This is a genomic window from Aeromonas eucrenophila (genome assembly GCF_000819865.1).
Taxonomy (GTDB): Bacteria; Pseudomonadota; Gammaproteobacteria; order Enterobacterales; family Aeromonadaceae; genus Aeromonas; species Aeromonas eucrenophila.
This window is the reverse complement of the sequence record NZ_CDDF01000005.1, coordinates 328,440-353,971: the sequence shown is the minus strand read 5'-3', so window position 1 is coordinate 353,971 and position 25,532 is coordinate 328,440. Positions and strand designations below refer to the sequence as shown.

The window sequence follows — 25,532 nt, the reverse complement described above, 5'->3', positions numbered from 1 at the left end:
TCACGACTCCTGACAGCAAGAAGATACCGAGACGCCGCACGCCTCGGGATGACCGGCGCAGCACTCTTCGGTGAGATAACCGATGAGTGACTGCATCAAGGGGATATTGGCGCGATAGCGCAGGAAGCGCCCCTCCTGCTCCACCCTCAGCAGGTTCGCCCCCAGCATGGCCTTCAAGTGGAACGACAGGGTATTGGGGGCCACATTGAGGGCGCTGGCCAGCTCGCCGGCCACCATGCCATCGAGGCCGGCACGCACCAGTTCACGCCAGGCGGCGAGGCGCACCGGCGAGGCGAGGGATTCGAGCACCTTGACGGTACTCTCGGACGTCATGGGATCGCGCATGGGGATGCCTCTGTGAAAGTCGACATTTCAACTATACAAGAAATATTGAAATGATCAATTTGCATACCGGCGCATGACACCCCTGACATGATACAGCCCTCGGTACTCACATAAAAAAAGCCAGCCCGAGGGCTGGCCTTGTTGACGCGAGACAGACTTACATCTGGTCGATCATGTCCTGGGCGAACTGGGAGCAGGAGCGCAGGGTGGCGCCTTCCATCAGTCGCTCGAAGTCATAGGTGACGGTCTTGTTGGCAATCGCCGCTTCCATCCCCTTGATGATGAGATCGGCCGCCTCGGTCCAGCCCAGGTGGCGCAGCATCATCTCGGCGGAGAGGATGAGGGAGCCCGGGTTGACCTTGTCCTGACCAGCGTATTTCGGCGCTGTGCCGTGGGTCGCCTCGAACAGCGCCACACCGTCACCGATGTTGGCACCCGGGGCGATGCCGATACCACCGACCTGAGCAGCCAGGGCGTCGGAGATGTAGTCACCGTTCAAATTCATGCAGGCGATGACATCGTACTCGGCCGGGCGCAGCAGGATCTGTTGCAGGAAGGCGTCGGCGATGACGTCTTTGACGACGATGGTCTTGCCGGTCTTCGGGTTCTTGAAGGAACACCAGGGGCCGCCGTCGATCAACTGGGCATCGTACTCTTTCTGGGCCAGGGCGTAGCCCCAATCCTTGAAGGCACCTTCGGTGAACTTCATGATGTTGCCCTTGTGCACCAGGGTCACGGAGTCGCGATCGTTGTCGATGGCGTACTCGATGGCGGCACGGACCAGACGCTCGGTACCGGCCTTGGACATGGGCTTGATGCCGATGCCGCAGGACTCGGGGAAGCGGATCTTCTTCACGCCCATCTCGTTTTGCAGGAAGGCGATGACCTTCTTGGCTTCATCGCTGTCCGCCTTCCACTCGATACCGGCGTAGATGTCTTCGGCGTTCTCGCGGAAGATCACCATGTCGGTCAGATCCGGGCGCTTGACCGGGCTCGGGGTGCCTTCGTAGTAACGGACCGGGCGCAGGCAGATGTAAAGATCCAGCTCCTGGCGCAGGGCCACGTTGAGGGAGCGAATACCGCCACCGACCGGAGTGGTCAGCGGGCCCTTGATGGCCACGCAGTATTCACGAATGAAATCCAGGGTCTCAGCCGGCAGCCAGGCGCCTTCGCCATAGACATGAGTCGATTTCTCGCCGGTAAAGATCTCCATCCAGGCGATAGAACGCTCGCCCTTGTAGGCTTTCTCGACCGCGGCATTCACCACATTCAACATGGCCGGGGTCACGTCCACACCGATGCCATCCCCTTCGATAAACGGGATGATCGGGTTGTGGGGAACCTGCAGCTTGCCGTTGGCATCGACTGTGATTTTTTGACCTGTGGTCGGGATAACTACTCTGCTTTCCATCGGCATCTCCTAACTTCCGTTTGTTATAAATATGTCATTGAGCGCGGCCATCTTAGCCCATCCATTTTCATAATCAAATGGCGGGCGCGCATGTCCGACCATAGTCGAGCACTGGATCACAATGCGCCCGACCGGTTCAGGTTCGATCGACCCGAACCGCATCCAAAGCCTGTTCTGCTCGGGCTTGAGAGCGCCCACCCTCACCCCGCCAGGCCATCGGTTTGGCCCTGCGGCTGGCTCAGGGAGCGGTATTGGGAGGGGGTCAGCCCGGTCTTCTGCTTGAACACCCGGCAAAAATAGTTCACATCAATGTAACCACAGCGGTTCGCCACCTCTTCCAGCCGAAACCGGTATTTTTTCAGCATGAACTTGGCCCTGTCGATCCGCACCCAGCTGATGTAATCGGCCAATCGCATGTGGCCCTGCTCGCGAAACAGGTGGGAGAGATGGCTGGCCGAGACGTTGAAGCGGTGCGCGATGGAGTCGCGGCTGATGGGGCGGTGAAAATTCTCCTGGATGTAGATGCAGATGCCGTGAAACAGGTCAGCCCCCCTCGGCCGATCGAAGGTGGACTCGGCCAGCAGCTGGCGGGCGCTGGTGAGCAGCGCCTGCAGCAGATGGTTGTCGGTGGGAGAGCGGCCAGGATCCTCGGTCAGTGCATTGAGCGCCGCCAGTATGTGTTCGATCACGTGCCCGGCCCGGGCCATGATGCTGTGCTTTTGCACATCGAAGAAATCGGGCTCATCACGGCGCTTGCTCACCAGGCTGAAACCGAGCTGGCGCTTGCCAAACAGCAGGCTCAGCACCGAGCAGTCGGTGCTCCATTGCGGCTTGTTCCAGCCGTTTGGCGGTATGTAGAGCGCCTGTCCCGGCAACACGCTGACTTGCTTGCTGCCCTGCTCCTTGTCCCAGATCTGGTTTAAGTATTCGCCGCTGAACACCAGCTCGAGGCGGGGAAAGTTGACCTGATAACTGAAACCCGGGGGCACGCCCTGCTCGCTGGCAAACCAGATCTGCTCAAAGGGAACCTGTTCATGGAGGGCGCCGTCGAGCAGCTGGCTGAAGATGAGTGACATGATGATCCCGATCAAGAGAGAGGCAAGCGATTGCGGCGCGCGCGACCGCCCATGTTATAGTCCGGCTCTGCGGGTCAATTCCACCTTTTTCTTCACTCGAGTTTTTTCAAATTACATGAGGCGTCCCTTATGAGCAGTCGCGATTTGCCCTCTTCACTGCCCCCTTTCCTGCCGATGCACAACCCGATCCAGGGCTACGACTGGGGCAGCCATGACGCCCTCACCCGCCTGTTTGGCATCCCCAATCCCGATGGCAAACCCCAGGCCGAGCTGTGGATGGGCGCCCATCCGAACGGCTGCTCCGAGGTGAGCGCCGCGGGCAGTTCGCAGACACTCTCGACCCTGATCGACGCAGCCCCGGCCGCCGTCCTGGGTGAGGCCACCCTGGCCCGCTTCGGCAGCCTGCCCTTCCTGTTCAAGGTGCTGTGCGCCGAGAAGGCGCTCTCCATCCAGGTGCACCCGAGCAAGGCCCAGGCCGAGGTTGGTTTCGCCAAGGAAGAGGCCGCCGGCATCCCCCTCAAGGCGGGCAATCGCAACTACAAGGATCCGAACCACAAGCCGGAGCTGGTGTTCGCCCTCACCCCCTATCAGGCGATGAACGGTTTTCGCGCCATTCCCGCCATTTTGGCGCTGTTCGTGCGCGTCAACCTCCCGGCCCTGAGCGAGCTGACCGCGGCCCTCGCCGCCGCTCGGAATGAGGCGGGCTTGCAGCACTTCTTCCACCAGTTGCTGGTTTTGGAAGGGACCCGCAAGGATGAGGCGCTGGCGGGCCTGCTGGCCTATGCCGCCGCACACCAGGATGAGGAGACCTTCGCACTGATCACCGGCCTGGCCGCCCAGTACCCGGGAGACGTGGGGCTCTTCTCGCCGCTGCTGCTCAACGTGGTGACGCTGCAGCCGGGTCAGGCCATGTTCCTCGATGCTTGCACCCCGCACGCCTACGTACGCGGCACCGGCCTCGAGATCATGGCGAACTCCGACAACGTGCTGCGCGCGGGCCTGACCCCCAAGTACATAGACGTGGCAGAGCTCTTGGACTGCACCCGCTGCGTGGCCAAACCGGATGATCAGATCCTGCTCAGCCCCCGCCTGGAAGGCACCGTACAGCACTTCGACGTGCCGGTGCCGGACTTTACCTTCAGCGTCTATCCAGCCGGTGAACACGCCCTCACCACCGCCAGCGCCGAGATCCTGTTCGCCATCGACGGCGACGTCCTGCTCAAACAGGGTGATGAGACGCTGCGTCTCGAGAAGGGACAATCCGCCTTCGTCCCCGCCGCCACCGGTCGCTATCAACTGCTGGCCGAGGGCCGGGTCGCCCGTGCGGGCAACCGCAGCTAAGCCGTGACCTGCCGGACGGATAAACAACGAGGGCCATCGTCGATGGCCCTCTTTTTTACAGCACTAATCTGGAAGCTTGGCCCCGACTCGGGGAACCGCGCCGGAGCGCCTCTCAAGGCGCAGGATAAGGCACGCCTTGTGCCCATCTGGACTGCCAGTGCGCCAGGTATTGGCGAGCGACCTCCGGCATGTCGCGCAGGACTATCACGTTCTCCGAGTTGAGCGTCTCGGCGGAGGGGGCGAAGTTGAAGGAGCCGGTCTCGACCGTGTCGTCATCGACGATGATCGTCTTGTCGTGATGGATGTGGAAGCGATCGTTGGTGCGAAGCTTCACCCCGCCGCGGATCGCCGCCTCCATGGCCGTCCTGCTCGCCTTGCCCTGATTGCGCTTCTTGTCGATCACCACCTGCACCTCGACCCCGCGTTTTTGCGCCGCCACCAGCGCCTGCACTATATCGGGAGCCTGGAAGGCGTAGGCGAGCATGCGGATGTGGTGCCTGGCACTCCCTATGGTCGCCAGCACCAGCGCCCGGGCCGAGCCTTCCGGCGAGAAGCCGACCTGAACGCCGGGGGTGGCCTGAGAGATAGCCGGCAAGATAAGCAGCGCCGCCGCCATGGCGTATCCAAGGATCTTCATCGTTTCTACCTCGATGAGGGGAACTGGGGCTGCCTCCCGGGATCTTCGATCACCGGCACGGCCACCCTGTGGGCCTGCCAATGTGCGCCCCCTTTTCTTCCGTGGCAAGCGGTCAGGCCCGGCATACACCGATCAGAGCCATCCCATGGACTCGGGTTGGTTACAAGGCGCCCCCCAGGCCACGAGGTAGGGATGACAGACACATTGACTGGAACCGGTTACATGGTACGATTTTGCACCGGACAGGCCCTCCCGACGGCCCTGCCCCCCTTGTCAAACCCGCCATCCATTGCGAGCGGGCCAGACGCGCGCCGCATGGGATCCATTCCAATGCGGCACCAGGATCCAAGGTTTTTCATGACTGACCCGCTGACACCCTACGTCGCTCTCACTGCCACACTCGGTAGCGCCCCTTATCACGCCGAAGCATCGGCGCTCTTCACAGGGGAGGTCGCCCTGTGGACACGGCACTGAGCTGGCTGGCACCTGTCTGGACCCTGTTCCAGCAACAACCCCTGGCCCAGGGCATCGGCCTCGCCGCCATGCTGGTCGGCATCAGCGCCTTCCGGCAGCGGGATGATGGGCGTTTTCGACTGCGGCTGTGCCTCTATCAGGGAGCCATCGCCCTTCACTTCCTGCTGATGGGGGCCAGCACGGCGGGCCTCAGCGCGGGCCTCAGCTGCGCACGTACCCTCATCTCGGGGCGCACCCGTAGCCCCTGGGTGATGCTGTTCTTCCTGGTGCTGGTGTGGGGGCTCGGCATCCCCGGGATCACCAGCCCGGTGCAGTGGCTGCCCATCATAGGCACCACAGTCGGCACCTGGGGCCTGTTCCGGACCCAGGGCATAGCGCTGCGCCTCTGCATGCTGGCGGGAGGGTTTTGCTGGACCAGCCACAACATCTTGATAGGCTCCATCGGTGGCAGCCTGATCGAGTTGAGTTTCTTGTTCGTCAACTGCCACACCATGTACCGCATGTGGCGCCAACCGCTGACGACCCCCACCTAAGGTGAGGCCCGCGCCCATGACATCGGATTGAGTCGCGCATCCCACCCGGCCTGAAAAAAAACCACCGCCCTGTCCGGGCGGTGGTTTCTTATTATCAAGCCGACGATGGTCACTTTGCTGTGGCCACCCCCTGACTAGTTATCTGCCGCTTCCGGCTGGGGCGTCTCGGTGCGCTCCCGCTGCAGTTCATCGACCCTGGCTTGCCATTTGTCGTGGGCCTGTTTTTGCCCCTGTGACTCAAACTCCTGGCGCATGGTGTCGATCTCTTGGTCAAGTTTTTCCATCAGGATGTCTCCTTACATCTCGGGTTACACACTGGCTGACGGCACTGTTTGGCCAACCTGCTCCCTCCGTTGGACAAGCGGATCTCCCCAAGTGCCCAACGAAATAAGCGATTGATTAAACCATACCTAATCTGAAAGTTGGATTAACACATTCCGGCGGGGTGGCTGCTGCCTCTCGTCGCCAACCGTCATCCCCATGGATCATGGAGTCGGCTTTTGCCAAATGGCTCACATTTCAAGGCCAGTGCGGGGCGCACAAATCTCCATTCAGACTGTACCGCCCAAAGTGGCGATGGTCCCTATCGCGTTCTCTCCCTGTGAACAGGCCGAACATAACCATCTGTTTTAAATTGAATTTATCTTGAATTAATCAAATTTTAACCCACACGGGAAAATGCGAGCAGGGTCACAGGCCGGTGGTATTGACACAAAACTCCAGTAAAGGGCACATATCTCCGATTTCGGCGAGAGGGGTTGGACGAAACAATAGCAAGGTCAATCGTTTGCTCCATCCAAACATCACTTCACCAGGGCTCGCAGGAGCCAGGAGACACCAATGCTCACCTCGTTGATAGATGAAGGACTGATCTGCCTCGACCTTGCCGCCCACGACAAGCAGGGGCTCTTCGTCGAGCTGGCCGCCCAGCTGAAAAAAAGCGGCAAGATAGCCGATCAGGATAGTTTCATGCGCGATCTCTGGGCACGGGAGAATCTCGGCAACACCGGTTTCGAACAGGGTGTCGCCCTGCCCCACGCCAAGAGCGAGGCGGTGACGACCCCCGCCATCGTCGTCGGCATCAGCCGCCAGGGGATAGACTACGGCGCCGAGGACGGTCTGCCCTCCCGCCTGTTCTTCATGATTGCCTCCCCCACCGGCGCCGCCAACCACCATATCGAGGTGCTGGCCGAACTCTCCACCAAGCTGCTGGAACCCGACTTCATCCCCCGCATGCAAGCGGCCCGCAGCAAGGCCGAGGTGCTGGCCCTGCTCTCGGCCACGGCCGGCACCAAAGCGGCACCCTCGCAAGCGAGCCGAGCGTCTCAGGCCAGTGCCCCCGAGCCACAGGATCGCAGCATCAAGGCCCAGATCAATACCCTCAAGCAGCACCTGCTGTTTGGCACCTCCCACATGATCCCCTTCATCGTCGCGGGGGGCGTGCTGCTGTCGCTGTCGGTGATGATGAGCGGCAAGGGCGCCGTGCCCGAGGCCGGCGTGCTCAAGGACATGGCCGACATGGGCATCGCGGGGCTGACCCTGTTTACCGCCGTGCTCGGTGGCTACATCGCCTATTCCATGGCGGACAAACCGGGCCTGGCGCCCGGCATGATCGGCTCCTGGATTGCGGTGCAGCAGTTCCACACCGGTTTTCTCGGCGCCATCCTGGTGGGCTTTATCGCCGGGCTTATCGTCAACCAGCTCAAGCGCATCAAACTACCGGACTCCATGAGTTCGCTCGGCTCCATCTTCATCTATCCGCTGATCGGCACCTTCCTGGTGTGCGGCATCGTCATGTGGGTCATCGGTGCGCCCATCGCCGCCATGATGGAGGGGATGAACCACTGGCTCTCCAGCATGGCGGGCTCCGGCAAGGTGATGCTGGGCGCCATCCTGGGTGGCATGACCGCCTTCGACATGGGCGGCCCGGTCAACAAGGTCGCCACCCTGTTCGCCCAGACCCAGGTCAACACCCAGCCCTGGCTGATGGGGGGCGTCGGCATCGCCATCTGCGTGCCGCCGCTCGGCATGGCGCTCGCGACCCTGCTTTCCCCCAAACGCTACAAGAAGGAAGAGCGTGAAGCGGGCAAGGCGGCCGCCATCATGGGCATGATCGGCATCAGCGAGGGGGCCATCCCGTTCGCCGCCGCCGATCCGGTGCGGGTCATCCCGGCCATCGTCGCGGGCGGCATCGTCGGCAACATCACCGGCTTCATGATGCACAGCATCAACCACGCCCCCTGGGGTGGCTGGATAGTGCTGCCGGTAGTGGAAGGCAAGATGGGCTACATCCTCGGCACAGTGCTCGGCGCCCTGACCACGGCCCTTATCGTCAACGCGCTGAAAAAGCCGGTGACCGAGGATGAAGAGGTCACCACCGCCGATACCGACTACCAGGCCATCGAGGCGGAAGGGGAAGCTGAGGTGCTCGCCATCACCGCCTGCCCCTCCGGCGTGGCCCACACCTTCCTCGCCGCCAAGAGCCTGCAAAAGGCGGCCGCCAAGGCGGGCATCAAGCTCAAAGTGGAGACCCAGGGCGCCAACGGCATCATCAACCGCATCACGGCAAAGGACGTGGCGAACGCCCGCTGCGTCATCCTGGCCCACGACGTGGCCATCAAGAACAAGGAGCGCTTCGCTAATATCGAGATTATCGATGTTAAAACGAAGGATGCTATCCATAATCCAGATGGATTACTGGCCCGCACCCAGGCAAGCAGCAAGGTGGCTTGATAAACTGTATGAGATCGCGATAACTCGTTGAGATTGAAAGGGGCCTCAGGGCCCCTTTTGCTTTGCTGGCGGACGCTTCACCCTTGTGCCAGGGGATCTAATCATTATCTTTCCTTTCATACAGTTGCCATGGTTACTCGCTCGGCAATCCCGCAGAGGCCGACTCGGCTGTCAACGGCTTTGGCGACCCAAGCGGGGATGGTAGAACTAGCAGCCGACTCTATAAGATGCAAGAAAGCGGCGTATCGCCACCTAAGTGCCAATCCCCTTTTCACCCAACCGGAGTCATCGATGGATCTCTTACTACTGTTTGGCCTGTTCGCCATAGGAGGGACCCTCTATGCCGTGCGGTTCTGGGACAGGCGCCACGCCAATCCTGACTGGTTGCGCCTGCCCACTCGCACCGAGTACCTCTGCGCCCATCCCGAATGTGCCACCGATGATGAGCTGGGTGCCCACTGCTGCGCCTGTGGCTCGGACAAGGTGGTCGGCCATCCTCAAACTGGCTGGCCCGATCATCGCTATCGTCACACCTGTCTCGCCTGCGGCAAGGTGCTGTTTCGCACCCAAGAGCCCAGGTAAACAACCGTACACATCCGCTAGTCATATCGATATGGCTGAGGCTGGAACTCGAATCCGCGACAATATGGACATGACCCGGTGAACTCGGGCTAATAGGGACGGGAGCAATGGCGCAAGATTTAACAGCCCTGAAGCGAAAATGGCTTAAAAAGCATCTGCAAGAGTTACGGGCAACCAAAAGTGAGGATGAGGAAAAAGGAGGAATGCTGAGTTTCGTCGGCGTCCTGTGCGCACTCATCCCACTGTTGACGGCGGCTGTGTACTTTGTGGGGATGCGTTACTACCACGGTTATCTGAGCAAGTTCGGACTCGAAGATACCGAATTCTCTCAGCCAGCGGACGTCACTCTGTTTTACGGGTTTTATCTGCTGCTCAAACTGTTCTTACCTTATGTATTTCCTCTGGTGATGACAGTTGGAGGGCTGTTCGCTGTACTCACATTTTTCTTTTTCAAAGTGAAGTGGCGACTGGCGATCTCTTGGTGGGTTATTCGCTTTTTTGTTCTGCTCCCCATAGTGCTGCAGGGAGGAAAAATCGCTCACAACTATCCGGCCCCCTTTACCTTTAATTGCTTGATTTGGCTAAAAAGCACTTACTTAAAATTTGCACTTTTTATTCTTCCTCCCCTGCTGGTTGTTTGGGCATCCGAATACACCAAGCCCGTGGGCGAAGAGCTGGCCCGCAGCCAGATCACCCTCCTCGAGCAAGGCAACTGGCCAGAGAGCGAGGCCCATAGCCAGTCACCCCTGCTGGGGGATGAGCCCCATATTCGCATCGCCTGCAACGCGACTCACTGCGCCTATCGCCTCAAGGAGGGGGATACCCTGCTGCTGCGCCACGATCAAATTGAACAGACTCGTTATCGGCCAGAACAGGCCACCCCAAACGACGCGAGCCACCATTAAGGCGGCCCGCTAAGGGGGGATCCGGCGGCTCAGGATAGACCCGCCATATATGCGCTGCCCGCGCCGGGCAGCAGCCAGGAGCTTATGGCTTGGTCAGGGTATCGAGGTCGCCGACCAGCAGCGTACCCCGACCTTTCGTCATCTTGTGGAAGTTGGTGCCCTGCTGGGTCGGGTTGTCGGTGCGTACCAGCAGGGTGGCGCCGTCGTTATAGTTTTTGATCTCGGTGGTGGTGAGCGGTGCCTCCGACAGAACCAGCAGCAGCGTCCGGAACTCTTTTTGCGAGGTCGCGGCGCTCGGTGTTCTGATTTTCTGATCCTCCGGGATCAGGTCGTAGGCATTGATGCTGGCCGGATCGGTCATCTCGGATGCATCCATCAGCCCCATCAGATAGAGCTCGATCTCGGCAAAATTGGCGGCCACGTCGTTTAGCTGTCCGACGATACCCAGCTCGTTGCCCCAGTGACCGGGATAGCTGCTCGGCACCACCCAGTTCGCCCAGCGGTGGGCCATCTCGTGCAAGATAGGGCCGTACGTGGAGGTGGAGAGGTACTTCTTCTTGTAGAGGAAGTAGATGCCCTGCAACTTGCCGTCAGAGCCGAAATTGGCCGTGCCATCGAACATATTAAGGCCGATACCCCCAACATCGTTCTTGATATGGGTGTACTCGCCGGTCGGCATCCCAGAAGGCACCTCATCGTTGTTCATCACCACGGTGATGAAGTCGAACTCGTCCTGGAACTGGGCATAGACCAGGCCGGTCAGATCTTTGAGCGCCGCCTGCCCCTCGGGCGAGTTGATACCGGTGCGGTTCCAGAACGCGAACTCCTCCGGACTCAGCTGCAGCGAGGCGATCTGCTTGTGCAGCGGCTCGACCAGGATGGGATCCGCCGCCGTCACCACCGACAGGCTGGCCGGGTTGGCACTCACTCCGGCCATCTCGGCCGAGATCATCGCCGTCCCCTCGGCCAGTCCCGTGGCCTCACCGCGACTGCCCTCGGCATTGCTGATGGCCGCGATGGCGGGATCGTCGGAGTGCCACCAGAGCGCCGCATCCTGGGTCACCTCCCGCGTGCCGCCATCCGACAGCGTCGCCATGGCCTGGAAGGGGCGCTTGGCCCCCACGGGCACCGAGGCGCTCTCCGGCGAGATAGCCAGGCCGGTCACCACGGCCGAGGAGACGGTCACCGCGGCCGTGGCCGTGAAGAGCACGCCGGAGACGGCCCCGCTGGCCGTGATGTTGGCCACCCCCGCCAATTGGCCCGTCACCATCCCCTTGCTGCCTTCCGCGTTGCTGACGCTGGCTATGTCGGGGTGGCTACTAACCCAGTGGAGAAGCGGGTTCTGGGTCACCTCGAGGGTGCCGCCATCGGAGAGATGGGCGATGGCGGTGAACTGGGTCTGCAGGCCGACGGGAACGATCCCATCCGTCGGTTGCAGGCTGAGCCGAGTGATGGTCGCCTGGCTCACCTCGACCCGCTCGGTCGCATCGAGCGGCGCCCCATTGAGGGTGCCGCTCGCCATGATATCGGCGCTGCCTGCCGTGAGCCCCGTCACCACCCCTGTGGGGTCGACGCTGGCCACCGTGGGGGCCGTGCTGCTCCAGCTCAGGGCCTCGTGCCCGGTCACTTCGATGGGAGCACTGCCGTCCGACAGGCTGGCAAAGGTGTGCAGCTGCGCGCTCAGCCCGACTGGCAGCGGGCCCGTCGGCGCCTGAATGTCCAGCCCGGTGATCTTGGTGTCGGTCACCTCCAACTGCGCCGAGGATCCAAACTCAACGCCGTTGGCGCTGCCGATGGCCTCTATGGTGGTGCTGCCCGCCGCCACCCCGGTGGCAACCCCCTTCTGATCGGCGGCGTTGCTGATGGTGGCTATCTCCTCGTGCTGACTGCGCCAGCTCAGCGCCGAGGCCTGAGTCACCTCCCGCGACACCCCGTCGGAGAAGGTGGCAACGGCCACGAACCCCTGATTCAGCCCCAGGGGCACCACCGCCTCGGGCGGCGTGACCTGCAGTTCGGTCACCTGAACGTCGATCACCTCCACGGTGGCGGTGGCGCTATAGGGCTCGCCGTTGGCGGTGCCGGTCGTGGTGATGAGCGCCGTCCCCGGGCTGATGCCCTTGGCGAGCCCATCGTCATCTATGGTGACCACGGCGCTGTCGCTGCTGCTCCAGGCGATGTTGGGGTGCGGCGTCACATCCTGCACCATGCCGTCATCCCAAACGGCCATGACCTGAAACTGCTGCTCGAAGCCGACGGGCACCCTGGCACTCCCCGGGCTGACGTGCAGGGAAGAGAGGGGATGCCCGTCACCGGATGCACCGCTCTCCTCGTCGTCATCACCACAACCCCACAGCGCCAGCGCCGCCAGCCCTATCATCATGTACTTGCGCAAACTCATCACTACTCCCACTCATTCCCTGATCCGGCTCACAACTCATGAACCGGGGCTGCCTGTCGCGGCAGCAATTTGACTCTTTCGCGGAGTAGAGCAATGGGCCCTGCCGCCGTCCATCGAAAGTCGCGGCGCATTCAGAGCGGGTTAAGAAAGGAGATAAGGACAGACCAGTCCGGGGATCCTGGGCAGCCGACCCCTCTCAACCAGATCGGCCCGGCGACCATGAGTGCGGTGGCGGGGGCCTAGCCCTCCGATCCCATGGCCCGCCCGCAACGACCAAGCTCGCCCACCCAGAAGTTATTTATTGATCTTGAACAGCTTTTAGTCAGCATTCGGTTTTGCGAAATCATGCCATTGGTTAACATCTTTAGCCGATGGCCAAACAGGGTCGCTAATGCCCATGGGGTCATCCCAACAGGATGCCAGCCCATTGCAACCTCTGCGCTCCCCCATGAGATGGGATGCCCCGGTGACTGATGCGGTGGTTCATGAAAGACAGCTAGACAGAGATCACCGGAGGGAATGATGTACGGATTGGCACTGTTGTTACATATATTGGCGGCCACGATCTGGACCGGTGGCCACATAGTGCTGTCGGTGGTCGTACTGCCAAAAGTATTGAGAGAGCGCTCCCCCACCAGGTTATTGGAGTTCGAGTCTGTTTACGAAAAGATCGGCATGCCGGCGCTCATCATTCAGGTGATAACGGGTCTGTTTTTGGCTTACCGAATGCTGCCGGATCTCAGCCTGTGGCTGGACTTCTCCAATCCCCTCACCCACCCGATCCTGTTGAAGCTGTTGCTGCTGACCTTGACGCTCTGCTTCGCACTGAGTGCGAGGTTTCGCGTCATTCCAAATCTGTCCGAGAAAAACCTCACCACCATGGCGTGGCATATTGTCCCGGTGACCATTATCTCCATCCTGTTTGTCATCACAGGCGTTTCATTTAGAACTGGATGGTTTTATTGATGCGCGAGCATGAGTAGGACTGAGATACCCGCTCCCAGGCATAAGCATCCCGGCTTCAGCCCACCCAGTTCTGCCGGGTGGGCTGAATCGTTGAGCCCGACACCGCCCAAGCCGGCTAGGCCGTGACACAGCCCCTGAACGGGGAGTTGAGAGCCAAGTGGAAAAGATTATGATGGGCTCGCCATCCACATCGAGAGCGAATACGGCCATGACAGCCCAGAGTGAACCGAGCGAAAAGAGTGAGATCCACCTCTGCAACCTGTGCGGGGTCAAAACCCACCATCTGGTGGTGCTGGTCCCCCGCGACCACAGCCAGGACATCATGCCCAAGGAGCCGCGCAAGGCCTTCTGGCAAGCCTTTCGTGCCAGCATCATCACCAACTGGGCATTTGGCGAGACCCTGGCCTATCAGACTACTAATGTACGGCATCTTATCTGCGAGCGTTGCGGCGAGAAGTTTCTCGAGTATTGAGTCGGGAACCAAAGCAGCGCACCACTGAACGACTGGCTCGCCTGAGTTGAGTCAGAAGAAAGCAAATTACGCTGCGCAAATCGAACCCATGGTCCTCACAAAGCATTTTTGGAGAGGGATTCAATATGCAGGGCTTCTCAGGTTCAACCTTCCCCTGGCGTTTGTGCAGACTGGATCTGAAAGAAATGGCCCCAAGGTTGACCAAAAAATCTCAAAACGGATGGCCCCTACTTTTTCGAGTCACCATCCTTCCTTGTCAAAAACGGTAACAGATTGTTATGGGTAAAAATGAGCCGGCTCAAGCACCTCAAAGGGTGTTTCTTTCTGCCTTTAAATCCGGTCTAGCCATTACGGTACCTGTCGGCTTGATCCCTGAATTTATCCGGCAAGATTTTCATATGGACTTGTTCTCGCCAGCGGCCGGTCGCCTCTATCTGGTCATTGTTTTCTCTGCCGCTGTTTATGCGGGGATAACATGGCTTTTCCATCACTTGATGAACATTCGAAAGAAATCAGGGGAAAATAACAGGGTTGGCGGCGAATAAAGAGAAAGAACACCATAGCAGCATCGAGCATCGTAGGGAGCACAAATACAGCATATTACGCTGCCATTCTCACGACGGAGTGAATAGCTGATGCAAATAAGAAAAGCCGGCCACCATGAGCTGGATGCCATCTACTGGATGGGGTTTGATGCCTGGGGTGGTGCGCTTGCGCCAACTGAATATCTCGCAAGCTGCCAACGCAGTAAAAAATACCAGTCGGGTGTTTGGTTTCTGCTGGTTGTCGATAAGCGGCCCGTCTCGTCCCTTATCGTCTACCGCAACCAATTTGGCCTCGGCCAAGGCTGCGTTGGTATCGGCTCCCTGGCAACGGACCCGGCGATGAGGGGAAAGGGTTTGGCTCCCATCTGCTGCGCGGTGTGACAGACATGCTCCTGAGTGCTCCCAATACAGTCGCGACTTTTCTGCATGCGGATATCGACCATCACTACTACGAGAAGCTGGGGTACAGGCGCATCCAGAGTGGTGATTGCATGTTCTCCTCTCTTGGGCTCCCGCACTATTCAGCTGTGCCGCCAACCTATTTCTAACCCGCCATCCATATGGCCATTCCTCCGATGGCCCAGGACTTTTCTCCACCTCGCTCTCCCCTCTTCTCCCCCCATGACGGCCATTTATGTGCGCCGGCTCACATCCCAGCGTACATATCGACCTCACAAATTTACAGAAACCTGTATTCCATTTGCTCAACTGAAGATCAGGAAATGGTGGGGTAAGGCTCTCATCATAAAACACAACAAACTGATTTATATGAATAATAAAGTAGCCTGTAACTCAGGCTTCACCCATTTCACTGACCATCCTGCGTTGAGATCCGGATCACACTCAGGGTTAAAGCGCACAAATATCCAGTATTTCGCAGTTTTGTCCGATAGGGCGATGACCATGCTCCCACCATAATAAGAGGGTCAAATTTGTCTGCATGTCCCGGGATTCGACCCGGGAAGCGATGCCAACAGGCTCCAGCAAGGAGCGGGGAGAACACCATGATCACCACCCTTATCAACGAGCAGCTGATCGCGCTCGATTTAAAGGCCACCCGTAAGGAGGAGGTCTTCAGCGAGATGGCTCGCCTGCTGGTCTCCCAGGGCAAGGTCAGCGATGAGCAGCAGTTCATCCAGGATCTGTGGGCCCGGGAAGCGCTGGACAACACCGGCTTCGAGGAGGGCGTTGCCCTGCCCCACGCCAAGAGCGCCGCGGTGAGCACCCCGGCGGTGGCCATCGGCATCAGCCGCGCCGGCATCGACTACGGCGCCGAGGATGGCAAGCCCTCCAAGTTGTTCTTCATGATTGCCTCCCCGGCCGGTGGCGCCAACCACCATATCGAGGTGTTGGCCGAGCTCTCCGCCAAGCTGATCGAAGAGGGCTTTATCGCCAAACTGCTGGCCGCCAAGACCCCGGCCGCCGCGCTGGCCTTGCTGCTCGAGAAGAAAGAGGAGCAAGCCGCCCCGGCTGCCGACAAGGGCTTCATCATCGGCGTCACCGGCTGCCCCGCCGGCATAGCCCACACCTATCTCGCCGCCGAGTCACTTGAACGCGCCGCCAAGGAGCTGGGTTACGAGGTGAAGGTGGAGACCAACGGCTCCATCGGCGTCAAGAACAGCCCGACCGCGGCCGAAATTGCCCGCGCCAGCGCCATCGTCGTCGCCTGCGACAAGCAGGTGGACATGGCCCGCTTCAACGGCAAGCCGCTGATCAAGACCGGGGTCAAGGCCCCCATCAAGGATGGCAAGGGACTGATCGAGCAGGCGCTCAAGGCCCCCGCCTACGTGGCGGACAAGGATGAGCGCAAGAGCGAGGAGAAGAGCGCGGGCGGCAGCTCCGATCTCTACCGCTATCTGATGAACGGCGTCTCCCATATGATCCCCTTCGTGGTCACGGGGGGCTTGCTGATTGCCCTGGCGCTTGCCATCGGCGGGGATCCGACCCCGAGCGGCATGCAGATCCCGGCAGGGAGCATGTGGAACCAGATCCTCAACGTGGGCGTGGCCGCCTTCACCCTGATGATCCCCATCCTGGCCGGTTACATCGCCTACGCCATCGGTGATCGCCCCGCCCTGGCCCCGGGCTTTATCGGCGGCTGGATTGCCAACAACGGCAGCTTCTACGGTGCCGACGCCGGTACCGGCTTCATCGGTGCCATCATCGCGGGCCTCTTGGTCGGTTATCTGGTGCGCTGGATTGCCACCCGCCAGTACCACAAGATGGTGCAGCCGCTGGTGCCCATCCTGATCGCCCCCATCGTCGGGTCGCTGTTTATCGCCGCCGTCTTCATCTTCATCATCGGTGCCCCCATAGCCGACATGATGACAGGCCTGAACGCCATGCTGCTCTCCATGAGCGGCGGCAGCCTGGTGCTGCTGGGCATAGTGCTGGGGGGCATGGCGGGCTTTGACATGGGTGGCCCGGTCAACAAGGTGGCCTTCCTGTTCTCGGTGGGCATGATAGCCTCCGGCCAGACCCAGTTCATGGGGGCCATGGCCTGCGCCATCCCGGCCGCGCCGCTCGGCATGTCGCTCGCCACCGTGCTCGGTCGCAAGATGGGGATCTTCGATGCCTCCGAGATCGAGGCAGGCAAGGCCGCCGGTGCCATGGGCCTGGTGGGGATCTCCGAGGGGGCCATTCCGTTCGCCGCCCGTGACCCGCTCGCCGTCATTCCGGCCAACGTGCTGGGCAGCATGACAGCCGCCGTGATGGCCTTCCTGTTTGGCATCACCAACAGCGTGGCCCACGGTGGCCCCATCGTGGCCCTGCTGGGTGCCGTCAACAAGCCGCTGCTGGCCCTGCTCTGCATGATCTGTGGCGCCATCGTCACCGGCGTGGTGGCGGTTGCCCTGAAAAAACTGCGGGTGAAGAAGACGGACGAAACCGCGCTGGCCAAGGCCGCCTGAGGTTCTCACCTATCGCTTCTCACAGATCGCCAGAGGCCACCCCAGGGTGGCCTCTTTTTTATTGCCTCTAGTGCCTGTTCGCCGAGGCGTGCAGCTTCCCTCCCACAACACACAGACCCGCTTATCGACCAGCCATCCCGTGATCCCCTTCACACTTCGCGGCCAGATCCCGCCAAACTAGGAAATTTTCCTATCTCCCCTAGGGATGGCTCTCACGCCCTCCCGGCGGCACCTCATTACAGTCGTCCCACCTGATGTAGTGACCCGCCCCTTCGCAGACGCAAGGTGCCGGGCACAGGTTCAATCGACTGGGCAGCCCTGCTTCCCCGTTGGCCTTTCCGTGGCGTGACCTCTTATAACCGGTTGAAGCATCAACCACTGAATAAACGAGGGGCGCGGCGGAAATTCCGTCTATCTCGCAGAGGATGAACGAAGATGTTGAAATTGCTCCAACAGGTCCGGGTCCCCACCCTGGACCTGCCGGTCGAAGCCCGGCGCAAGCTCTGGTTCAAGCCCTTTATGCAATCTTATCTGGTTGTATTTATTGGCTATCTGACCATGTATCTGATCCGCAAGAACTTCAACATTGCGCAGAACGACATGATCCAGGAGTACGGTCTCTCCATGACCGAGCTCGGCATGATAGGCCTTGGCTTCTCCATCACCTACGGGGTGGGCAAGACCATCGTCTCCTACTATGCCGACGGCAAGAACACCAAGCAGTTCCTGCCGCTGATGCTGATCCTCTCCGCCCTCTGCATGCTGGGCTTCAGCGCCAGCATGGGCGGCACCGGATTTAGCCTCTACTTCATGATCTTCTTCTATGCCCTGAGCGGCTTCTTCCAGAGCTGTGGCGGCTCCTGCAGCTACTCCACCATCACCAAGTGGACCCCCCGCAACAAGCGCGGAACCTACCTCGGCATGTGGAACCTCTCCCACAACGTGGGCGGCGCCGGTGCGGCCGGGGTGGCGCTGTTCGGTGCCAACTACCTGTTCGATGGCAACGTGCTCGGCATGTTCATCTTCCCGTCCATCATCGCCCTCATCGTCGGCTTTATCGGCCTGCGCTTTGGCAACGATTCGCCGGAGGCCTATGGCCTTGGCAAGGTGGAGGAGCTGTTTGACGAGGTCGCCAGCGAAGAGGACATCGCCACCGAGGAGCAGAAGCTCACCAAGGGCCAGATCTTCGTCAAGTACGTGCTGATGAACAAGGTGATCTGGCTGCTCTGCTTCGCCAACATCTTCCTCTATGTGGTGCGTATCGGCATCGATCAGTGGTCCACCGTCTACGCCCACCAGGAGCTCGGTTTCTCCAAGGAGATTGCCATCCAGGGCTTTACCTTCTTCGAAGTGGGCGCCCTGGTCGGTACCCTGATGTGGGGTTACCTCTCCGATCTGGCGAACGGTCGCCGCGGTCTGGTGGCCTGCGTGGCACTGGCGCTGATCATCGCCACCTTGGGTCTCTATCAGCACGCCACCACCCAGTTCATGTTCCTGGGCTCCCTGTTCACCCTGGGCTTCCTGGTGTTCGGCCCTCAGCTGCTGATCGGCGTCGCCGCCGTGGGCTTCGTGCCGAAACAGGGCATCAGCGTGGCCGACGGGGTCAAGGGCACCTTCGCCTACCTCATCGGTGACAGCTTCGCCAAGCTGGGTCTGGGCATGATCGCCGACGGCACCCCCATCTTCGGCCTGACCGGCTGGGACGGCACCTTCGCGGCGCTGGACATGGCCGCCGCCGCCTGCCTGGTGTTGATGGCCTGCGTGGCCGTGGCCGAGGAGCGCAAGATCCGCCGTATCAAGCGCGAGCTGAAAGCCGCCGAGCTGGCGACCCAGCCCGCCTGATAGACAAAGAGTTTCACTCCGTAGTGTGCATTCGGCTCGCCCTGTGGCGGGCCGTTTTTTTATCTTGACGCCATCATCCACAAACGGGGCCGAGCCTTGGATAAGGCGGCACCAGTGCGCCACCAAGATCCCACTTTTCGCCCGCACCTTTGGCAAAATCAGGCCCTTGGCGCTATCTTGTTGCCCCACTTCAATTTGCTTCGAGAGCCCATGAAGATCCTCGCCGTCACCGCCTGCCCCACCGGCATCGCCCACACCTACATGGCCGCCGAGGCGCTGCAAAAAGCCGCCGACAAGCTGGGACTGAAGATCAAGGTCGAGACCCAGGGCGCCATGGGGCTGGAGAACGTGCTGACCGCCCGGGACATCGCCGCCGCCGATCTGGTGCTCATCGCCTCGGATATCGAGATAGAGCAGAAGGAGCGCTTCCTCGGCTGCCCCCTGCGCCAGGTCCCGCTGGAAGCCGTGCTGATCGACGCAGTCGCCGTGCTCAAAGCGTCCATCAGCGGCGCCTAAATGCTGCGCCGCGAGCTCACCTTCTGCTGCCGCCAGGGCCTGACCATCACCCAGGCCAAGCAGCTCTGCCGACTGGCCGGGCTGTTCAAGGCCCACATCCAGTTCGTCAACGTGACCCGCCGCCAGAGCGTCGGAGCGGCCAACCAGCTCGCCCTGCTCACCCTGGCCACCCAGCCCGGGGATCTCTGCCAGCTGCTGATCGAGGGGCTGGATGCGGAGCTCGCCCACATGGCCTTCACCTGCTGGTGCGGGGAGTTGGGCCAGCCCCTCGGTCGACCCGCCACCGCCGCCCAGGCCGAGCAGCGCCTTGGCCTCGCCCTGCCCGATTACTGCTTCTCCCTCGCCCAACTCGGCCACGCCAACGCCCCCCTCGACAAGGCCCTGGCGCTGAGGGTGCTGGTGGACTTGCTGCCGGGGGAGCTGGTGCGCGACAGGCCCGCGCTGGAGCAGGCCATTGGTGCACGGGAGCAGCTCGCCGCCACCATCATCCGGCCGGGGCTCGCCATGCCCCATGTGATCTGCCCCGCCATCCGCCAGCCCTCTCTCTCGCTTCTGAGCAGTGCCGAGCCCATCGAGTGGGGCTCTCCCATGGGGCCGGTGGAGACCATCATCTTGCTGGCGATCCCAGGCGGGCTCGCCCCCGAGCAACTGCGCCCCCTCACCCGGCTGGCCCGCGCCCTGATGGACGAGACGGTCAGCATGGCGCTCTTGCACGCCAGCTCCTCCCCCGCCCGACAGGCCATCGTCATCGAAGGCCTGCTGAGCTGAGCAGGCTCATCGACATTTTGCGCTCCCGTGAGCCGGGTTCGTTCATCCGCCAGCCGATCCCCCTGTGATACAATCGCGCATCCTCTGCTTTTGGTGTGCATGCGATGAAATCTGCCCGTCCCCGTATCTCCCTCTCCCAGCATCCTGACAAGGGGGCAGCCAAGCCGCGCATCCAGCAGGCCCGTCCGGCCAGCGGCACGGAGCGCAAGCCGGATCTGGCGCCGGCGGATCGCAAGCTGTTGCTGCTGAACAAGCCCTACATGGTGCTGTGCCAGTTCACCGACGAGGCCGGCCGCGAGACCCTCAAGGATTACATTTCTGAGCCCGGCATCTATGCCGCTGGCCGGCTCGACCGCGACAGCGAGGGGCTCTTGCTGCTCACCAACGACGGCAAGCTGCAGGCCCGCCTCACCCAGCCGGGGGAGAAGACCCCCAAAACCTACTGGGTGCAGGTAGAGGGCGTGCCGAGCGAGGCGGCGCTGGCCAGCCTGCGCGCGGGGGTCGAGCTCAACGACGGCATGACCCTGCCCGCCGGGGCGCGGATCATGGCAGAGCCGGATGTCTGGCCGCGCAATCCCCCCATCCGCGAGCGCAAGGAGATCCCCACCTGCTGGCTGGAGATCAAGATAGTGGAGGGGCGCAACCGCCAGGTGCGGCGCATGACGGCCCACATCGGTCACCCGACCCTGCGCCTCATCCGCTACGCCATCGGTGACTGGAATCTCGATGACCTGACCCCAGGCCAGAGCCGTGCCCTGCCCGTCCCCGAGCTGGCCGCGCTCTCCCGTGCCAATACATCGCGCGCCAATGCATCGCGCCGGGACGGCCAAGGAACGCCGGATCGGACGGTGAAATCGACTGCAAACAATAAGATTGACGACAAGTTACGCAATCAAAACAGGCCAAAAGCAACACGAGATGCTGCTGGCGCAACGCCACATAGCAGGCCCCATGGCGCCGAGCGCGGTCTCGCCTCATCCCATACCGCCAAACCGGCGGACGGCAAGCCCCGCAGCGCCGGCCGTGGCACGGCCCGTCGTCCGGCTCGCAACGGCAATGACCAGTCCTGAATAACAGCAAGAGACAAGGAGTCCTTATGACAGATCACCCACCCCTGCAGAGCCGCCTGACGGTGGCCGCCCTGGTGCACTGGCAGGGCCGCTTCCTGCTGGTGGAAGAGGAGATCGCGGGCCAGCGCCGCTTTAACCAGCCCGCCGGTCATGTGGAGCCTGGCGAGAACCTGCTTGAGGCCGCCTGCCGCGAGCTGAATGAGGAGACGGGGCTGAGCGCCGCCCCCAGCGCCTGGCTAGGGGTCTATCTGTTCAAGCCGGCGGACAGCGAGGCCACTTTCGTGCGCACCGCCGTCATCTTCGACCTTGAAAAGGCGCCGGGTCAGCACCATCCAGAGGATCCCGACGGCGACGTCCTGGCCTGCCACTGGCTCACCCTGGACGAGATAGCCGAGTGCAAACCGGCCCTGCGCAGCCCGCTGGTGTGGCAGTGCATCCAGGATTATCTGGGGGGCACTCGCCTGCCGCTGTCGGCGCTCAAAGCCTTCATTTAAGAGCCATTGGACGCTCTTTTGCAGGTGATGGGGCCGAGACAAGAAAAACGATTTCCTGCCGTCCTTCCCCGCAAGGGAAGCTGCGCAGGGATATGTGACCGAGGGCGCGAAATTCTGGTAGAATACGCCCCGTTTAAACGAACTGGTAACTTCGACTAATGACAGACAACAGCCAAATCAAGGTGATCGTCGGCATGTCCGGCGGCGTGGATTCTTCCGTCTCGGCCTACTTGCTCCAGCAGCAGGGTTATCAGGTCGAAGGCTTGTTCATGAAGAACTGGGAAGAAGACGACACGGACGAGTACTGCTCTGCCTCCCAGGATTTGGCTGACGCTCAGGCCGTCTGCGACAAGCTGGGCATGAAGCTGCACACCATCAACTTCGCCGCCGAGTACTGGGACAACGTGTTCGAGCACTTCCTGGCCGAGTACAAGGCGGGGCGCACCCCGAACCCGGATATCCTGTGCAACAAGGAGATCAAGTTCAAGGCGTTCCTGGAATTTGCCGCCGAGGAGCTGGGTGCCACCTACATCGCCACCGGCCACTATGTGCGCCGTGACGACAGCACCGGCCGCCCGCGCCTGCTGCGCGGTCTCGATGGCAACAAGGATCAGAGCTACTTCCTCTACACCCTGAGCGAAACTCAGGTCGGTCAGAGCCTGTTCCCGGTCGGGGATCTGGAGAAGCCGGAGGTGCGCCGCATCGCCGAGCAGCTCGATCTCATCACCGCCAAGAAGAAAGACTCCACCGGCATCTGCTTCATCGGTGAGCGCAAGTTCAAGGACTTCCTCGCGAAATTCCTGCCCGCCCAGCCCGGCCCCATCGAAACCGTGGATGGCAAGGTGATCGGCGAGCACCAGGGCCTGATGTATCACACCCTGGGCCAGCGCAAGGGCCTTGGCATCGGCGGTCGCAAAGACGCTACCGAAGAGGCCTGGTACGTGGTGGACAAGGAAGTGGAGCGCAACGTGCTGGTAGTGGCACAGGGCGAGCATCCGCGCCTCTACTCCGACGGCCTGATCGCGAGCCAGCTGCACTGGGTGGATCGCACCCCGATCCGCGCGCCGCGCCGCTGCACCGTCAAGACTCGCTACCGCCAGGAAGACATTCCCTGCCTCATCCAGCCCATCGACGATGAGACCATTCGGGTCATCTTCGACGAGAAGCAGGCCGCGGTGACCCCGGGCCAGTCCGCCGTCTTCTACGACGGGGAAGAGTGCCTGGGCGGCGGCATCATAGAGCAGCGCTTCAGCCACCCGGTGTAAATGAATAACGAAGGCCGCCCCTATGCGCGGCCTTCGTCAGTAATCCAGCACCGGGCTGCAGCCAGCCGGTGAGTGAACAAGACAGGGCCATGAATTTATGAGCGATAAATTTCAAGACAGAACCATGGCCTTTGCCGGCATCTGCCAGGCGGCCTATCTGGTGCAAAAAGTAGCCCGCGACGGCAGCTGCGACGAGGCCTCCCTGCGCGAGAGCCTGCAAAGCGTGCTGGTGACCAATCCCAAGCAGCCGCTGGAAGTGTTCGGCAGCCACCTCGCCATCCGCGACGGCTACCGCGCCCTGGTGGAGCAACTCGGCACCAGCAACCAGAAGAACGCCGAGCTGACCCGCTACGTGGTCAGCCTGATTGCGCTGGAGCGCAAGCTCGCCAAGCGCAAGGACATCCTCAACATGCTGGGGGAGCGGATCGGGCAGATCGGCCGTCAGCAACAGCATTTCGATCTGCTCGACGAGCAGATCCTGGCCAACATGGCGAGCATCTACAGCGATCTCATCAGCCCCATAGGGCCGCGCATCCAGATCGCGGGCACCCCGCTGTTCCTGCAACAGCCGCTGGTGCAGCACAAGGTGCGCGCCCTGTTGCTGGCGGGCATCCGTGCCTGCGTGCTGTGGCGCCAGCTTGGCGGCAGCCGCACCCAGATCATCTTCGCTCGCAAGAAGATGGTGGAATTGGCCAAACGTTTCTAAGTTTCTAACCCCCCACACACATCAGGAGTTCACCCCATGGAGCTGTCCGCGCTGACTGCTGTTTCCCCGATTGACGGTCGTTATGGCGACAAGGCCGATGCCCTGCGCCCTATCTTCTCCGAATTCGGCCTGCTGCGTTTTCGCGTCGAAGTCGAGGTACGCTGGTTGCAAAAACTGGCAAGCCACGCCGGGATCCCGGAAGTCCCTGCCCTGAGCGCGGCCGCGAGCGCCCTGCTCGACGGCATCGTCAGCAACTTCAACGAGAGTGACGCCGCCCGCATCAAACAGATCGAGCGCACCACCAACCATGATGTGAAAGCGGTGGAGTACTTCCTCAAAGAGAAGGTGGAAGTGGACCCGGAGCTGGCCGCCATCTCCGAATTCATCCACTTCGCCTGCACCTCGGAAGACATCAACAACAACTCCCACGGCCTGATGCTGAAGACCGCCCGCGACCAGGTGATCAAGCCCTATTGCGAGCAGCTGATTAGCGAACTCAAGCGCCTGGCCCATGAGTACCGCGACATGCCGCTGCTGTCACGCACCCACGGCCAGCCCGCCACCCCGAGCACCATGGGCAAGGAGATGGCCAACGTCGCCTACCGCCTTGAGCGCCAGTACAAGCAGATCATGGCGGTGGAGATCCTCGGCAAGATCAACGGCGCAGTCGGCAACTACAACGCCCACGTCAGCGCCTACCCGGAAGTGGACTGGCACCAGTTCTCCGAACAGTTCGTGACTTCCCTCGGCTTGTCCTGGAACCCCTACACCACCCAGATCGAGCCGCACGACTACATCGCCGAGCTGTTCGATGCCATGGCCCGCTTCAACACCATACTGATCGACTTCGACCGGGACGTGTGGGGTTACATCTCCCTGGGTCACTTCAAGCAGCGCACAGTGGCGGGCGAGATCGGCTCCTCCACCATGCCGCACAAGGTCAACCCCATCGACTTCGAGAACTCCGAAGGCAATCTGGGTCTGGCCAACGCCGTGTTCCAGCATCTGGCGAGCAAGCTGCCCATCTCCCGCTGGCAGCGTGACCTCACCGACTCGACCGTGCTGCGCAACCTGGGGGTGGCGGTGGGCTACTCCCTGATCGCCTATCAGGCGACCCTGAAGGGGATCTCCAAGCTGGAAGCCAACGCCGGCGCCATGGCCGCCGATCTGGATGCCAACTGGGAAGTGCTGGCCGAGCCCATCCAGACAGTGATGCGCCGCTACGGCATCGAGAAGCCCTACGAGAAGCTCAAGGAGCTGACCCGTGGTCGCCGCGTCGATGCCGAAGGCATGCGTACCTTCATCGACACCCTCGAATTGCCCGAGGAGGTGAAGGTCGAGCTGAAGAAACTGACCCCGGCCAACTATATCGGTCAGGCCCAGCGTCTGGTGGATCTGCTGAAGTAAGCCGATAGCCTGATACAACAGGGGCCCTGTGATACGCGCAGGGCCCCTGTTATTTTTGACTGCCACACCGTTTGCCAAGCTTTTTGCCATACATAAAGAGGCCTTGCCCAAGGCCGGCAGCTCCCTTGGGCAAGACC

At 61.3% G+C, this 25,532-nt stretch carries 24 protein-coding genes; 18 read left to right on the top strand and 6 right to left on the bottom strand.

All coding sequences use genetic code 11. The annotated features are described in order from the left end of the window. The 3 genes from BN1124_RS05650 to BN1124_RS05640 all read right to left on the bottom strand — a co-directional run bounded on the left by BN1124_RS05650 (position 1) and on the right by BN1124_RS05640 (position 2,832). Positions 1 to 333 carry an ArsR/SmtB family transcription factor gene (locus BN1124_RS05650; RefSeq protein ID WP_042640865.1) on the bottom strand — a complete coding sequence of 111 codons (333 nt, stop codon included), beginning with the start codon at positions 331 to 333 and terminating at the stop codon, positions 1 to 3. Between the two features lie 169 nt (positions 334 to 502). Further along, positions 503 to 1,756, bottom strand: a complete 1,254-nt coding sequence (icd, locus tag BN1124_RS05645; protein WP_042639942.1) for an NADP-dependent isocitrate dehydrogenase — start codon at positions 1,754 to 1,756, stop codon at positions 503 to 505. A 200-nt stretch (positions 1,757 to 1,956) separates the two neighbouring features. Further along, positions 1,957 to 2,832 (bottom strand): helix-turn-helix transcriptional regulator, encoded by an 876-nt coding sequence (locus BN1124_RS05640; protein ID WP_033130403.1) that lies wholly within the window; start codon positions 2,830 to 2,832, stop codon positions 1,957 to 1,959. Between the two features lie 129 nt (positions 2,833 to 2,961). Here BN1124_RS05640 and manA point away from each other — a divergent pair, with 129 nt between their 5' ends. Continuing rightward, positions 2,962 to 4,173, top strand: coding sequence for a mannose-6-phosphate isomerase, class I (gene manA, locus BN1124_RS05635; protein ID WP_042639940.1), 1,212 nt, complete (start codon positions 2,962 to 2,964; stop codon positions 4,171 to 4,173). A 112-nt stretch (positions 4,174 to 4,285) separates the two neighbouring features. Here manA and BN1124_RS05630 read toward each other — a convergent pair whose 3' ends face one another. Further along, entirely contained in the window at positions 4,286 to 4,810 is a 525-nt protein-coding gene (locus BN1124_RS05630; protein ID WP_042639938.1) for a phospholipase D family nuclease, read from the bottom strand. A gap of 458 nt (positions 4,811 to 5,268) precedes the next feature. On the opposite strand from BN1124_RS05630, the gene BN1124_RS05625 reads away from it, so the two are divergent. Beyond that, complete coding sequence (locus tag BN1124_RS05625; RefSeq protein ID WP_231553603.1) at positions 5,269 to 5,817, top strand: YgjV family protein; 549 nt, start codon at positions 5,269 to 5,271, stop codon at positions 5,815 to 5,817. 134 nt (positions 5,818 to 5,951) lie between these two features. On the opposite strand, the gene BN1124_RS21510 is transcribed toward BN1124_RS05625, so the two are convergent. Continuing rightward, positions 5,952 to 6,101 (bottom strand): hypothetical protein, encoded by a 150-nt coding sequence (locus BN1124_RS21510; RefSeq protein WP_197066167.1) that lies wholly within the window; start codon positions 6,099 to 6,101, stop codon positions 5,952 to 5,954. A 556-nt stretch (positions 6,102 to 6,657) separates the two neighbouring features. Here BN1124_RS21510 and BN1124_RS05620 point away from each other — a divergent pair. The 3 genes from BN1124_RS05620 to BN1124_RS05610 all read left to right on the top strand — a co-directional run bounded on the left by BN1124_RS05620 (position 6,658) and on the right by BN1124_RS05610 (position 10,037). Beyond that, positions 6,658 to 8,550, top strand: coding sequence for a PTS fructose transporter subunit EIIC (locus tag BN1124_RS05620; protein ID WP_042639937.1), 1,893 nt, complete (start codon positions 6,658 to 6,660; stop codon positions 8,548 to 8,550). A gap of 291 nt (positions 8,551 to 8,841) precedes the next feature. Next, positions 8,842 to 9,132 (top strand): hypothetical protein, encoded by a 291-nt coding sequence (locus BN1124_RS05615; RefSeq protein ID WP_042639936.1) that lies wholly within the window; start codon positions 8,842 to 8,844, stop codon positions 9,130 to 9,132. 107 nt (positions 9,133 to 9,239) lie between these two features. Beyond that, positions 9,240 to 10,037, top strand: coding sequence for a hypothetical protein (locus tag BN1124_RS05610; RefSeq protein ID WP_042639935.1), 798 nt, complete (start codon positions 9,240 to 9,242; stop codon positions 10,035 to 10,037). Positions 10,038 to 10,119: 82 nt separating this feature from the next. Here the strand turns inward: BN1124_RS05610 and BN1124_RS05605 are convergent, their stop codons facing one another. Beyond that, a complete protein-coding gene (locus BN1124_RS05605) occupies positions 10,120 to 12,435 on the bottom strand; it encodes an Ig-like domain-containing protein (protein ID WP_042639934.1) in 2,316 nt (771 codons plus the stop codon). 522 nt (positions 12,436 to 12,957) lie between these two features. On the opposite strand from BN1124_RS05605, the gene BN1124_RS05600 reads away from it, so the two are divergent. The 13 genes from BN1124_RS05600 (at position 12,958) to purB (ending at position 25,395) form a co-directional block, all read left to right on the top strand. Continuing rightward, on the top strand, positions 12,958 to 13,401 hold the full coding sequence (locus BN1124_RS05600; RefSeq protein WP_042640861.1) for a CopD family protein: 444 nt from the start codon (positions 12,958 to 12,960) through the stop codon (positions 13,399 to 13,401). 208 nt (positions 13,402 to 13,609) lie between these two features. Beyond that, on the top strand, positions 13,610 to 13,873 hold the full coding sequence (locus BN1124_RS05595; protein WP_042639932.1) for a hypothetical protein: 264 nt from the start codon (positions 13,610 to 13,612) through the stop codon (positions 13,871 to 13,873). A 278-nt stretch (positions 13,874 to 14,151) separates the two neighbouring features. Next, positions 14,152 to 14,418, top strand: coding sequence for a hypothetical protein (locus BN1124_RS20680; RefSeq protein WP_082041434.1), 267 nt, complete (start codon positions 14,152 to 14,154; stop codon positions 14,416 to 14,418). A 90-nt stretch (positions 14,419 to 14,508) separates the two neighbouring features. Continuing rightward, positions 14,509 to 14,799 carry a GNAT family N-acetyltransferase gene (locus BN1124_RS21640; RefSeq protein ID WP_231553602.1) on the top strand — a complete coding sequence of 97 codons (291 nt, stop codon included), beginning with the start codon at positions 14,509 to 14,511 and terminating at the stop codon, positions 14,797 to 14,799. Between the two features lie 623 nt (positions 14,800 to 15,422). Further along, positions 15,423 to 17,327 (top strand): fructose-specific PTS transporter subunit EIIC, encoded by a 1,905-nt coding sequence (locus BN1124_RS05585; protein WP_042639930.1) that lies wholly within the window; start codon positions 15,423 to 15,425, stop codon positions 17,325 to 17,327. 435 nt (positions 17,328 to 17,762) lie between these two features. Next, positions 17,763 to 19,169 carry a hexose-6-phosphate:phosphate antiporter gene (uhpT, locus tag BN1124_RS05580; RefSeq protein WP_042639927.1) on the top strand — a complete coding sequence of 469 codons (1,407 nt, stop codon included), beginning with the start codon at positions 17,763 to 17,765 and terminating at the stop codon, positions 19,167 to 19,169. 210 nt (positions 19,170 to 19,379) lie between these two features. Continuing rightward, entirely contained in the window at positions 19,380 to 19,685 is a 306-nt protein-coding gene (locus BN1124_RS05575) for a PTS fructose transporter subunit IIB (RefSeq protein ID WP_042639925.1), read from the top strand. After that, a complete protein-coding gene (locus BN1124_RS05570) occupies positions 19,686 to 20,453 on the top strand; it encodes a PTS sugar transporter subunit IIA (protein WP_042639923.1) in 768 nt (255 codons plus the stop codon). Positions 20,454 to 20,557: 104 nt separating this feature from the next. Further along, positions 20,558 to 21,523 (top strand): pseudouridine synthase, encoded by a 966-nt coding sequence (locus tag BN1124_RS05565; protein ID WP_042639922.1) that lies wholly within the window; start codon positions 20,558 to 20,560, stop codon positions 21,521 to 21,523. Between the two features lie 26 nt (positions 21,524 to 21,549). After that, positions 21,550 to 22,017: an NUDIX hydrolase gene (locus BN1124_RS05560; protein ID WP_042639920.1), complete on the top strand. Its 468-nt coding sequence runs from the start codon at positions 21,550 to 21,552 to the stop codon at positions 22,015 to 22,017. Between the two features lie 158 nt (positions 22,018 to 22,175). Beyond that, on the top strand, positions 22,176 to 23,282 hold the full coding sequence (gene mnmA / locus BN1124_RS05555) for a tRNA 2-thiouridine(34) synthase MnmA (RefSeq protein WP_042639918.1): 1,107 nt from the start codon (positions 22,176 to 22,178) through the stop codon (positions 23,280 to 23,282). Between the two features lie 97 nt (positions 23,283 to 23,379). Beyond that, positions 23,380 to 23,988, top strand: coding sequence for a high frequency lysogenization protein HflD (gene hflD / locus BN1124_RS05550; protein WP_033130329.1), 609 nt, complete (start codon positions 23,380 to 23,382; stop codon positions 23,986 to 23,988). A 36-nt stretch (positions 23,989 to 24,024) separates the two neighbouring features. Further along, complete coding sequence (gene purB / locus BN1124_RS05545; protein WP_042639916.1) at positions 24,025 to 25,395, top strand: adenylosuccinate lyase; 1,371 nt, start codon at positions 24,025 to 24,027, stop codon at positions 25,393 to 25,395. Positions 25,396 to 25,532: the final 137 nt, after the last annotated feature.